Source organism: Actinomadura sp. NPDC048032 (assembly GCF_040653175.1).
GTDB classification, from domain to species: domain Bacteria; phylum Actinomycetota; class Actinomycetes; order Streptosporangiales; family Streptosporangiaceae; genus Spirillospora; species Spirillospora verrucosospora.
On the sequence record NZ_JBEZJP010000240.1, the window covers coordinates 1 to 12,068 of the forward strand.

11 protein-coding genes are annotated in these 12,068 nt (G+C 73.3%); 7 read left to right on the top strand and 4 right to left on the bottom strand.

What is annotated here, in order from left to right; genetic code table 11:
- Positions 1–525 precede the first annotated feature (525 nt).
- The 3 genes from AB0C69_RS26560 to AB0C69_RS26570 form a co-directional block, all read right to left on the bottom strand.
- A complete protein-coding gene (locus AB0C69_RS26560) occupies positions 526–1,032 on the bottom strand; it encodes a tetratricopeptide repeat protein (protein ID WP_360357892.1) in 507 nt (168 codons plus the stop codon).
- A 15-nt stretch (positions 1,033–1,047) separates the two neighbouring features.
- Positions 1,048–2,304, bottom strand: coding sequence for a cytochrome P450 (locus AB0C69_RS26565; protein WP_360357893.1), 1,257 nt, complete (start codon positions 2,302–2,304; stop codon positions 1,048–1,050).
- Positions 2,305–2,536: 232 nt separating this feature from the next.
- Positions 2,537–3,769 (bottom strand): MFS transporter, encoded by a 1,233-nt coding sequence (locus tag AB0C69_RS26570; RefSeq protein WP_360357895.1) that lies wholly within the window; start codon positions 3,767–3,769, stop codon positions 2,537–2,539.
- A 63-nt stretch (positions 3,770–3,832) separates the two neighbouring features.
- Between AB0C69_RS26570 and AB0C69_RS26575 the strand changes: the two genes are divergently transcribed.
- The 4 genes from AB0C69_RS26575 (at position 3,833) to murA (ending at position 7,677) form a co-directional block, all read left to right on the top strand.
- Positions 3,833–4,426, top strand: a complete 594-nt coding sequence (locus AB0C69_RS26575) for a TetR family transcriptional regulator (protein ID WP_353835498.1) — start codon at positions 3,833–3,835, stop codon at positions 4,424–4,426.
- A 162-nt stretch (positions 4,427–4,588) separates the two neighbouring features.
- Positions 4,589–5,614, top strand: a complete 1,026-nt coding sequence (locus AB0C69_RS26580; protein ID WP_360357897.1) for a M4 family metallopeptidase — start codon at positions 4,589–4,591, stop codon at positions 5,612–5,614.
- A 53-nt stretch (positions 5,615–5,667) separates the two neighbouring features.
- Positions 5,668–6,291 carry a LysE family translocator gene (locus AB0C69_RS26585; RefSeq protein ID WP_360357899.1) on the top strand — a complete coding sequence of 208 codons (624 nt, stop codon included), beginning with the start codon at positions 5,668–5,670 and terminating at the stop codon, positions 6,289–6,291.
- Positions 6,292–6,375: 84 nt separating this feature from the next.
- Positions 6,376–7,677, top strand: coding sequence for a UDP-N-acetylglucosamine 1-carboxyvinyltransferase (gene murA / locus AB0C69_RS26590; protein ID WP_360357900.1), 1,302 nt, complete (start codon positions 6,376–6,378; stop codon positions 7,675–7,677).
- On the opposite strand, the gene AB0C69_RS26595 is transcribed toward murA, so the two are convergent.
- Positions 7,674–8,216 carry a hypothetical protein gene (locus AB0C69_RS26595; protein ID WP_360357902.1) on the bottom strand — a complete coding sequence of 181 codons (543 nt, stop codon included), beginning with the start codon at positions 8,214–8,216 and terminating at the stop codon, positions 7,674–7,676. The two genes, murA and AB0C69_RS26595, sit on opposite strands and share 4 nt — an antisense overlap.
- A 78-nt stretch (positions 8,217–8,294) precedes the next feature.
- On the opposite strand from AB0C69_RS26595, the gene AB0C69_RS26600 reads away from it, so the two are divergent.
- From AB0C69_RS26600 to AB0C69_RS26610, 3 genes are all read left to right on the top strand, one after another.
- Positions 8,295–9,449, top strand: a complete 1,155-nt coding sequence (locus tag AB0C69_RS26600) for a cytochrome P450 (RefSeq protein ID WP_360357904.1) — start codon at positions 8,295–8,297, stop codon at positions 9,447–9,449.
- Positions 9,450–9,498: 49 nt separating this feature from the next.
- Positions 9,499–10,362, top strand: a complete 864-nt coding sequence (locus AB0C69_RS26605) for a hypothetical protein (protein ID WP_360357906.1) — start codon at positions 9,499–9,501, stop codon at positions 10,360–10,362.
- Between the two features lie 76 nt (positions 10,363–10,438).
- The gene (locus tag AB0C69_RS26610) at positions 10,439–12,025 is read left to right on the top strand and encodes an AMP-binding protein (protein ID WP_360357908.1); all 1,587 of its coding nucleotides are present in this window, start codon (positions 10,439–10,441) and stop codon (positions 12,023–12,025) included.
- The last annotated feature ends 43 nt before the right edge of the window (positions 12,026–12,068 follow it).

A 12,068-nucleotide genomic window follows, 5' to 3' on the forward strand; every position in this document is an offset into this window, starting at 1 on the left:
ATGGTACTGCATGGGAGACCGTGTGGGAGAGTAGGACGCCGCCGGACACATATTGTAGAAAGGCGCCGCCGTTACCGGCGGGGCCTTTCTCATTTTCGGCAGAAGATTACACTCGGACCGATTTTCGGCGTGGTCATCGACCGGCGCCCTGCACGCGATGCCGCAGTCGCGAGGATGCGGTCGCGCGCACGGGCGGCTCGCCGGCTGTCGCGCCGTCCGGTCCCGGCGGCGCTGGAGCGAGTTGCGAACCATGTCCTGTCGCACGGGCCTTCTGCTGCACGGGCCTTCTGCTGCACGGGTCGCGTTGTGATGCCGAGCCGTTTGGCTAGCCCTGGGCCGGGCCTCCTGTGGCCTAGGGGAGGACAGCAAATCGCACTGGGGTGGGCCTACGTCCGCTTCCAGACCAGCGACACCGACGCGCCGCGGGCCTGGCTTTCTGCGTGGTTGCAGCCACCATCGCGGGCGCACCGCGTAGAGCGGCCAATCGTCGGGCATCCGCGTCGACAGGACTGCGGGATGCGGCACCTAGTTGGTGGGGGCGTCCTGGGTCAGGGCCTTCGCGTAGTTGGAGAGGGAGCGGTTGTAGCGGGGGAGGTGGCGGGACAGGGCGCCCAACGCCAGGCCCGCTGCCTCGCGTTCGCGACCGACGTCGGTGAGCGCGAGTGCGAGGAACGCGGTGACGGCGTCGTCGAGCTCGTCCGAGCCGGCCTCGCGCTCCGCGGTCAGGAGGGCGACGCTCTCCTCGGCCCGGCCGAGATTGCGGAGCGTGCTGGCGTACTGGATCACGGCCTGCCTGCGCCGCGCTTCGGGGAGGCCGGCGGCGAAGGCCCGCTGGTAGTGGTCGGCGGCCTCCGCCTCGTTGCCGGTCGAGTCGTGCGCGGACGCCAGCTCGTACTCGCCGATGGCGTCGCCGGGCGGAAGCTCGGCGGTCAGGGCCTGGACCTTCCGGAGGAAGTCGGCGGGCTCGTGGTCGTCGAAGGCGCCCCAGAGGCTTGCCATGCGCTGTTCCCATTCGGGCGCTGGATCGATCATGGTGGCCAGGATAGGTCACCCGTCCCGTTCCGGTGGCTCCAGGTCGAGCCAGAGCTCCGCCGGATGGCGGATCAACGTGACGGTGTTCCAGACGACCTCGTGCGGTGCGTGATGCAGCCGGGCATCCGGGAAGCGGCGGGTCAGTTCGCGCAGGACGGTGGTCAGCTCCAGGCGGGCCAGCGGCGCGCCCAGGCACACGTGGGGGCCGGCTCCGAAGGCGAGGTGGGGGTTCCGGGCGCGCCCAAGGTCGATGCGCTCGGGGTCTTCGAACACGGCCGGATCGCGGTTGGCGCGGTCGGTCGCCGGAATCACCAGGTCACCCTCGCGCAGCCGGACGCCCCCGAGTTCCACCTCGCGGACGGCCCGACGCGGCTGCGCGGATTCGAACGCGGTGCCGGGGGTGGTGCGCAGCAGTTCCTCGACCGCGCCGGGGATGCGATCGGGATGGGCCGCGAGGAGGCGGTAGAGGGTCTCGCCACCGTCCTGCCGGGTGGTGAGCAGCCGGAACAGGAAGCCCGCGATCGCGGCGGCCGTGGTCTCCCAGCCCGCGACAACGAGGCTCGCGGCCAGGAGCGCTGCCTCCTCCAAGCTCGTGCGCCGGCGGACGGCGTTTGCGGCGATCACGGAGAGGAGGCCGCCCTTCTCGGAGCCGGGTTCCGCGTCCGCCATGAGTCCGCCGAGGCGCTCGGCCATGTAGCCGCTCATCTCCAGCACCGCGCGCTCGTTCTCGGCGGCGCGGTTCTCGCCCGTGGACAGGAACATGTCGCCCCACCTCCTGAACAGCGGCAGGTCGTCGTCCGGCAGGTCCATCACGCTGCCGATGACGCCGAGAGTGAGGGGCAGGGCGAGTTGCTCGTTGACCTCGATCGGGCCGCCCGCGCGGGCGAGCGAGTCGAGCAGCCCGGTGATGAGCCGGTCGCCGATCGGCCGGTACCGGTCGATCCGGGCGGGTGCGAAGGCGTTGCCGACCAGGTCCCGGTGCACGCGATGCTCCCGACCGTCCCGTGCCAGCATCGTCGGGGAGGTGGGCGGGTAAGGCGGGATCGCGTCGGCGCCCGCGCGACGGAACGTGTCCTGCTCGCGCAGAACGCGCACGCACTCCCTATGCCCCGTGACCAGGAACGCCTCGTGTCCTTCCGGAAGGCGGACCCGCGTGACGGGCGCGAGCCCCTCGTAGAGAGGGGACAGCCCCATCGGATCGTCGGGGCGACGACCGTCGACCGGGACGTCCTGGCACGGGAACGGGTAGCGCGGGTGATCGGTCGACGTCACGTGGCTCCTCGCGGCTGTCGCTGGGATGATCGCCTGTTCGCCTCGAAACTCCGCGACCTGCCCAGGCCCGTCAACCCCGCGGCGAGGTTCCTGTGGCGTCCGCGACACCTGGTGGCGGCGCAACCCCTGTGCAACCTGGGATGCGGCAGAATTGGACCGCTCGACCGCGGTCGGGATCATGGTCGCGCCGGTGCCAACCCACACACTCGCACCGGCGCGGCCGCCCCGCAGGTCAGACGTTCGCCCCGCGGTCCTCGGCGGCTCCGATCCCGCTGTCCGGGACGGGTTCGGATGCGCCGCGCTGAGCGAGCCCGAAAAGGCCCAACGCTCCCAGCGAGCAGGCCGCCGCGGCGAGCGGCAGCGCGCCCGAACCCAGAGTGCCGAGCAGCCAGCCGCCGAGGCCCGCGCCGAGCGAGGCGCCCGCGTAGACGGCGCTGCTGCTGAGCGCCAGCACTTGCGGGCCGGTCTTCGCACCGGCCAGCGCCAGAAGGCGCGTCTGGACGGGCGGGGGCACCGCCCAGGCCGCTGCCGACCACACCAGGAGCGGGACGAGGCCGAACGTCAGGTGCGCCGGGCGCAGCGACCAGGCCAGCGCCAGTCCCGCCATCGCCGCGGTGAAGGCGGCGACGGCGATGGCGAACGTCCTCACCGGGCCGAAGCGGTCGACCAGGGCGCCGCTGAGCCGCCCGCCCGCGATGCCCGCGACGCCGGTGAGCACCAGGAGACCGCCGAGGCCGGACGGGGTCACGCCCGCGACGTCGTCCAGGAACGGCGCCAGGTACGTCTGGAGCATCAGGTTGCCGAGCACCGCGGCGACGGCGGCGAGCAGCACGTACAGGATCGCGGGGCAAGCCAGGGGGCGCAGTCGTTCGCCCAGGCCCGCTGCGGGCGGCGCTGCCGTCTCCGGCACGGCGGCGCGCAGGAAGGCCAGGGCGGCGAGGCCGAGGAGCCCGCCCGTCACGAACGTGGCCTGCCAGCCGAGCGCCGCGCCGACCCACGTTCCGAGCGGGACGCCGGCGACGACCGCGCGGGTCAGTCCGGCCATGACGGTGGCCAGGTCGCGGCCCCGGCGTTCCGGTGCGGAGAGAGCGGCGGTGACCGCGAAGACGGCGGGCAGGACGACCGCGGCGGCGAGCGCGGCCAGCACCCGCAGCGCCATCAGCGCCGGATACGACGCGGCGAGCGGGACGGCGAGGTTGGCGGCGCAGAAGACCAGCATCCCGCCGGTCAGCAGGCGCCGCCGCGACCAGGACGCCGTGGCCACGGCCGCCACCGGCGCGATCACAGCGCAGATGACGGAGAAGACGGTCACGAGCTGCCCGGCCGAGGCCTCGCCGACCGACAGGCCGTGCGCGATGGACGGCAGCACGCCGACGATCACGAAGTCGTCGGTCTGGAGGGCGAAGGCGGTCAGCGCGAGCGCGGCGATCGGGAGCCGGCCGCCGGGGCGTCGGACGAGGGGCATGCAGTTAAGGTAACACTCGTTACCCTATAGGCTGGACGCCCGACCACGGAAGGGAACCCGCCAGTGCCGAGGCCGCGCGACCCCCACCGGCGCACCGAGATCCTCGACGCGGTGCTCGACCACCTCGCCGAGCACGGGATGTCCGGCCTGTCGATGCGTCCGATCGCCCAGGCGCTCGGGCAGAGCACGCGCGTCCTGACCCACCACTTCGCCGACAAGGACGCGCTCCTCGCCGGCCTGCTGAAGCGCCTGGACGAGGTCCAGCACGAGCAGCTCCACGCGACCGAGGGCTGGGACGACACCGCGCGCGGAATCGGCGCCATCGTCCGTGACTCCTGGGACCGCCACCTGGCCCCGGAGAACATCGCGCGGACCCGGCTCGTGCTCGAGATCGAAGGACTCGCGGCGGCCGGCCGCCTCGGCGACAGGGTTCCGGCGTTCCTGGCGGAACGCGCCGATTTCGTCGCCGGGGCTCTGGCCGCCCGCGGCCTCGCCCCTGGTCCCGCCCGCGTCAAGGCGACGTTCCTCAACGGCGCCTACTCCGGTCTGCAGACCGACTTCCTCACCACCGGCGACCGGGAGCGCGTCGAGGCGGCGCTCGAGGAGCTGTGCGCGCTCGCCGACTCCTGGACGGAGAGCGCCGCCTCGACGTCCTGACCCGCCGTCGTGCCTGGAACGCCGTGCTACTCCTGCCCTCGGTGCGGGCACCAGCACAAACGTCGCCAGTGTTCGGGACCGCCAACGGGCGATGCCAGACAGACTTGGACCCGGCGCGGATTGGACCTGTCCCCCTGCGGGGCCTGGCCGTACCGTCCGCCCATGCGTAACACACGACGTTTCGCCCTGGCGGCCGTGGCCGCGTTTCCCCTCATGGCCGCGCTGCCGGCGGCGTCTGCCGCGGACTTCGGTGCGACCGCCACCGGGACCGCCTTCTCCCCCAACCCCGTCCAGCAACTCGGCGACCAGTCCCTCACCGACGCGAAGGACGCCGACTACGCCGCCCTCGCGCCCGCCTACCGGCAGGTGACCCTCACCGACCTCGACGGGTCCGGCTCGCTCACCGGCCGGTACGTGCGCGTCAAGAGCGAGACCGGCAGCGCCGCCCGGATCGACGGCGGCGCGCTGCCCGCCTACCACCGCGACTCCGACCAGTTCGAGCAGGTGATGGGCTATTACTGGGTGACGACCGCGCAGCGCTACCTGCAGCACCTCGGGTTCGGGTCCGGTCTGCGCCCGGTGAACCAGCGGCAGATCGAGATGCGGATCAACCAGTACGGCGGCGACAACTCCTTCTTCCGCCCCGACAAGGCGAACATCACGCTCGGCAAGGGCGGGGTGGACGACGCCGAGGACGCCGAGGTGATCGTCCACGAGTACGGCCACTCCGTGCAGGACGGCCAGGTCACCGGGTTCGGCACGAACCTGGAGTCGGGCGCGATCGGGGAGGCGTTCGGCGACTACCTGGCGGTGGCGGTCACCAGCTGGGCGACCGGCACACCGACCAGAACCCCGGAGCCGTGCGTCGCCGACTGGGACTCGGTCTCCTACACGTCCGGGCCCACGCACTGCCTGCGGAGGCTGGACGGGACGAAGCACTACCCCGAGGACGTTCGCGGTGAGGTCCACGCCGACGGTGAGATCTGGTCGCGCGCCCTCTGGGACATCCGCCGGTCGCTCGGCGACACCAAGGCGAGCACGCTGATCGTCGAGGCGCAGTTCGCGTTCGCGCCGGACACCTCGTTCAAGGCCGCCGCCGAGGCGACCGTCGCGGCGGCCCAGCGCCTCTACGGCGCGGCGGCCGCGCGGTCCGCGCGGGAGGCGTTCGCCGCGCGGGGCATCCTGTGACCCCGTGAGTCGGGGGCGTGGTGCGGCCGTCAGGGGCGTCGTAGCATTCGCTCATGATCACGGCCGCACTCGCCTTCGCCGTCGCAGCGATGATCGTCAACGTGGTGCCGGGGCTCGACACGTTCCTGGTGCTGCGGACCTCCGCCGCGCATGGACGCGGCTGCGGGCTGGCGGCGGCGCTCGGCATCATGACCGGCTGCGCGGTGTGGGGGCTCGCGACCGCGGCCGGATTGACCGCATTGCTGACCGCCTCGCACGTCGCCTACACCGCGGTGCGGGTCTGCGGCGCCGCCTACCTGGTCTGGCTCGGGGCGAGGGCGCTCTGGGGTGTCAGGCGGAGAGGCGAGGACGAGGCTCCGGAGCCCGTCGTGGCCGCAGGACGGCGTGCGGCCTTCCGCGCGGGGATCGGGACCAACCTGCTGAACCCCAAGGCGGGCGTCTTCTACATGAGCCTCGTCCCGCAGTTCATGCCGGACGGGGCGCCGGTGTTCGGCATGACGGTCCTGTTCACCGCGATCGACGTGGCCGAGCTGGCGGTCTGGTTCTGGCTCGTGTCGGGCGCGGCCGCGGCGATGGGGGAGCGGCTGCGGCGCCCGTCGCTGCGGCGGCGGTTGGAGCGGCTCAGCGGGGCGGCCTTCCTCGGCTTCGCCGCCGATCTGCTGGTCGACCGGCCCTGACCCGGTGATCCGCGTCACCCGGCGGACCGCCGGGGTTGCGGCGAAATCGGTGGGCGGCCGCCCTGGACGCCGTAGGCTGCTCGGGTGACTGAGAAGTTGTGGCACATCGAGCCGTCGGGGCCGCTTCGCGGGGACGTCACCGTGCGCGGGGCGAAGAACGCGGTCAGCAAGCACATGGTCGCCGCGATGCTCGGGGACGGGCCGAGCACGATCGGCAACGCGCCGGACGTCGGCGAGGTCGGCATCACCGCGGGGATGCTGGAGCACGTCGGGATGACCGTGGAGAGGTCCGGCGGCGACGTGACCGTCGTGCCGGGACCGGTGTCGGACCCGAGCGTCGGCAAGGCCTTCACCGGGCTGAACCGCATCCCGATCCTGATGCTGGGCCCGCTGCTGCACCTGGCCGGAGAGGCGTTCGTGCCGCTGGTCGGGGGCGACCCCATCGGGCGGCGGCCGGTCGACTTCCACGTGGAGGCGCTGCGGGCGTTCGGGGCCGAGGTGTCGCACGCCTCCGACGGGATCCACGCGCACGCCACGCGCCTCGTCGGGACGCGCATCGAACTGCCGTACCCGAGCGTCGGCGCGACCGAGACGGTGCTGCTGGCGGCGGTGCGGGCCGAGGGCAAGACCGTCATCCGCAACGCGGCGACCGAGCCGGAGATCACCGAGCTGGCGCTGTTCCTGCAGCGGATGGGCGCGCGGATCTCCTTCGCCCCCGACCGGCGCATCGTCGTGGAGGGCGTCGAGCGGCTGAGCGGCGCGCAGACGCGGCTGGGCGGCGACCGGATCGAGGCGTTCTCCTACCTGGTCGCGGGCCTGGTGACGGGGGGCGAGGTGCGGGTGCACGGGTGCCAGCAGGACCGGCTCGTCACCGCCATCACGACGCTGACCAGGATGGGCGCCGAGTTCGAGATCACCGACGAATGGATCATGGCGTCGGCTCCCGGCGGCCTGCGTCCCGCGGCGGTGCAGACCGACACCCACCCCGGGTTCGCGACGGACTGGCAGACGCCGCTGATGGTGCTGTTCACCCAGGCCGACGGCATGTCGGTGCTGCACGAGACCGTGTACGAGAACCGGCTCGCCTACGTCCCGGCGCTGCAGAGCATGGGCGCGGAGATCGAGGTCTACGACACGTGCCTGGGCGGCCCCGCCTGCCGGTACCACGACACGGCGGCGCTGCACTCGGCGGTGGTGCGCGGGGTGACCAAGCTCCGCGGCGGCGACGTGACCATGCCCGACATCCGGGCCGGGTTCTCGGCCGTCCTGGCGGCGGCGGTCGCGGAGGGGCCGTCCACGCTCCGCGGCGTGCACCACATCGAGCGCGGCTACCACCGTCCGGTCGAGCAGTTCAAGACGCTGGGCCTGTCGCTGCGGGCGGGCTAGGACGGAAGGCCGGTGGACGGGGTCGTCCGGGGCCAGGTGAAGGTGAGCGACCCGCCGACGGGCAGGTCGCGCCAGAGCGGCGACAGCTCGTCCAGCCGGGCCAGCACGCGGTCGACCGCGGGCCTGTCCTCGGGCGGGATCGGCCGGCGCTCGGCCCACGCGGGGGTCCGGGCGCCGGCGCGGCGGCGCCAGGCGAGGTCGCACAGGCCCGCCAGGTGCTCCGACCTTCCCATGTCACCGGGGTCGGACCGGTTGAGGAAGGCCTCCCGCTTCTTCAGCCGCCGCTGCTCCCTGGCCCGCCGCCGCGCGTCACCGGACGCCTCGACCGTCTCGTTGAAGCCCTCGCCGCCGCCCGCCGCGGCGCGTCCGAACACGCCGGACGTGAGGCCCAGCTCCGCCTCGACCAGGTAGTGGACGAGGTCGTGCGGGATCTGGTCGTCGTAGCCGGGGGCGGGATCCATCCGACGCGGGTGCCGGCCGGGGAGCCTGACGACGGTGGCGTACCGGCGTCCACCCGTCCGCTCGAAACTCACGTCCATCCGGCCAGGCTAGGCCGGGGCCTTCCCGAGCCGCATTTCCTTTTCCTACGGTGGTGATCAGACGCTGGAGGGGGCGCCGTGGAGTTCGACCGGACCGATCCGTACCCGTTCTACGCCCGGGCGCGCGAGACCGAGGGGCTGACCTTCGTGCCCGAGCTGGACGCCTGGCTCGTCGCCCGGCACGCCGACGCGCGGGCGGTGCTGCGCGACCCGGAGACGTTCTCCTCGGCGAACGCGCTGCGGCCGGACGTGGTGCCGGGGCCCGAGGCGGTCGCCGTGCTGCGGTCGCTGCCGCAGGGCCGCCCCGTCGTGCTCACGGCGGACGGCGACGACCACCGGCGGGTGCGCGAGCCGCTGACGCGCGGGCTGTCGCCGAAGCGCGTCGCCGCGGCGCTCCCGTTCATCACCCGCCGGGCCCGGGAACTGGTCGCCTCCTTCGCCGGGGACCGCCGCGTCGAACTGATGGGACGGTACGCGCGCGTCCTGCCGGGCGAGGTGATCGGGCACATGCTCGGCATCGACCCGGGCGAGATGCCGGCTCTCATCGAGGGCAGCTACCGGGCGGAGGACCTGGTCTTCCGGCCGATGAGCACGGACGAGCAGGTCGCCGCCGCCGAGCGGGTCGCGGACATGAAGCGGGTGCTGGACGCGCACGTGAGGGGCCGGGAGCCGGGCGACGACCTGTGCGGCGAGATGGTGCGCGCGATCGAGCCGCACGGCACGCTCGTCTCCAACCTGCAGAACATCCTGCTGGCCGGGCACCTGACGACGACGGCGCTCATCGGGACGGCGGTGCTGCACCTGCTGCGGAACCGGGAGCAGTGGGAGCTGCTGTGCGCCCGGCCCGAGCTGATCCCCGCGGCCGTCGAGGAGGTCGCGCGCTACGACACCGCCATCCAGGGGTTCCGGCGGGTCACGACCCGGCCGGTGCGGGTGGCGGGCACCGACCTGCCCGCGGGCGCCGAGGTCTTCGTCGCGTTCGCGGCCGCCGGACGCGACGCCGGGGCCCACGACCGCCCCGACGAGTTCGACATCACCCGCGAGCCGGCGCGGCACCTGGCGTTCGGGCACGGAGTCCATGCCTGCCCGGGCTCGCAGCTCGCCCGCGAGCAGGTCCGCGTCACGCTGGAGGAGCTGACCGCCCGGCTGCCGGGCCTGCGCGTGGAGGAGCCGGTGGAGATGCTGCCGAGCCTGATCCACCGCTCGCCCAGGGACCTGTTCCTTACCTGGTGATGGCCGAAACCTACAAGACGGGCGGGCCCGCGGCGGCCAGGCTTGAGGCATGGATCTGACCAAGGCGTCCGACTTCATGGCCATGCACGCGCGTCCCCTGGACCGCCGCCGCTTCGACCTGCTGACCGGGGAGGGCGACCGGGACGCGCTGCTCGCCGCGCTCAACGCCTACCGGAACCCCGACGGCGGATACGGCCACGGCCTCGAGCCGGACCTGAGGTCGCGGACGAGCCAGCCGGGCCCCGCGCTGCACGCGTTCGAGGTCTTCGAGGAGCTCGCGCCGGCGACGGCGCCGGAGGCGGCCGCGCTCTGCGACTGGCTGGAATCCGTGACGCTGCCCGACGGCGGCCTGCCGTTCGCTCTGCACATCCCCGACCCCGCGGGGTGTGCGCCGTTCTGGGTGGAGGCGGACCCCGGGACCTCCTCCCTGCAGATCACCTCCGTGGTCGCGGCCATGGCGCAGCGCGTCGCCGTCCACGACTCGGCGGTGGCAGAGCACCCGTGGCTCGACCGCGCCACCCGCTACTGCCTCGACACCGTCCGCGCCAAGGACACGTTGCACGCCCTGGAGGCGGAGTTCGCCATGTGGCTGGCCGACGCCGTCGAGGACACCGAGGCCGTCGCCCTGCTCGGCGAGCACATCCCGGACGACGGCCTCGTCCACGTGGAGGGCGGCCTTGAGGACGAGACGCTGCGCCCGCTCGACTTCGCGCCCTTCCCGGGACGCCCCGCCCGGTCCCTCTTCAAGCCGGACGTCGTGGCCGCCGAGCTTCGACGGCTCGACGGCATGCAGGAGGACGACGGCGGATGGCGCGTCGACTTCGCGTCCTACTCGCCCGCCGCCGAACTGGAGTGGCGCGGGTACGCCACCGTCAGGGCGGTCTCCATCCTGACCCGCAACGCCGAGCGCTAGCCGCCGTCCGGGTGGGGGACGGGTGTGCGTGGGATCCTGGAGACGCAGGCCAATCCGACGGCACCGGAGGCTTCCGATGGACAACGGCCCGGGTCACACGGCGCTCACCCCGCTCGCGTTCCTCGAACGGTCGGCGCAGGTGTTCTCCGGCAAGACCGCCTACGCCCACGGGGACCGGCGCGCCACCTACGCGGAGTTCGCCGCCGAGACGACCCGGCTGGCGAACGCGCTGCGCGCCTCGGGGGTCGGGCCCGGGGACCGGGTCGCCTACCTGGCGCCCAACATCCCCGAGCTCCTCGTCGCGCACTTCGCCGTGCCGCTCGCCGGGGCCGTGCTCGTCGCGATCAACACGCGGCTCGCGCCGGACGAGATCCGCTACATCCTCGACCATTCCGGGGCGAAGGCGCTGGTCGTGGACGCGGGGCTGCATCCGTCGGTGGCGCCGCTCGCGGGCGGCCTGCCCCTGACGGTCACCATCCCCGCGGCCGGCGCCGACCCCGACCCGGCGGTCGGCGGCATCGGCTACGAGGAGCTGACGGCGCGCGGCTCGGACGATCCGCTGCCCTGGGCCGTCCGGGACGAGAACGCCGCCATCTCGATCAACTACACGTCCGGCACCACGGGACGGCCCAAGGGCGTCGTCTACACGCACCGCGGCGCCTACCTCAACGCGCTCGGCGAGGTCGTGCACTCGCGGCACACGCCCGAGAGCGTCTACCTGTGGACGCTGCCGATGTTCCACTGCAACGGCTGGTGCACGCCGTGGGCGCTCGCCGCGATCGGCGGGACGCAGGTGTGCCTGCGCGCCGTCGTCGCCGCGGAGATCTGGCGGCTCATCGACACCGAGGGCGTCACCCATCTCAACGGCGCCCCGACCGTCCTCGTGACGATCGCGAACGCGGCGCAGGCGCACCCGCTGGAGCGGCCGCTGACCGTCACGACGGCGGGCGCGCCGCCCAGCCCGACGATCATCGGGCAGATGGAGGGGCTCGGGGCCGACATCGTGCACGTGTACGGGCTGACCGAGACCTACGGGCCCTACTCGGTGTGCGAGCCCCAGCCCGGCTGGGCGGGGCTGCCCGCCGGGGACCGGGCCCGGCTGCTGGCCAGGCAGGGCGTCGGCATGATCCAGACCGACGGGCTGCGCGTCGTCGACGACGACATGAACGACGTCCCGGCCGACGGGACGACGCTCGGCGAGATCGTCATGCGCGGCAACAACGTCATGAAGGGCTACCACCGGGACGAGCGGGCCACCGCGCACGCGTTCCGCGGCGGCTGGTTCCACTCCGGCGACCTCGGCGTCCGGCACCCCGACGGCTACGTCGAACTGCGCGACCGGTCCAAGGACATCATCGTCTCCGGCGGGGAGAACATCTCCACGGTCGAGGTCGAGCGGGCGATCGACTCGCATCCGGCCGTGCTGGAGGTCGCCGTCGTCGCGGTCCCGGACGACAGGTGGGGTGAGCGCCCCAAGGCGTTCGTGGTTCTGCGCGACGGGCGCACCGCCACCGAGGCCGAACTCGTCGAGCACGTCCGAGGGAGCCTCGCCCGCTATAAGGCGCCGGACACGGTGGAGTTCGTCGCCGAGCTGCCCAAGACGTCCACCGGGTGGTCGAACTGGGTGGCCGACCCCGGCAACCCGATCGCCGTCGGCGACTGACCCTCCGCCGGGGTCAGCCCGCTCCCATGGCGAGGAAACCGGT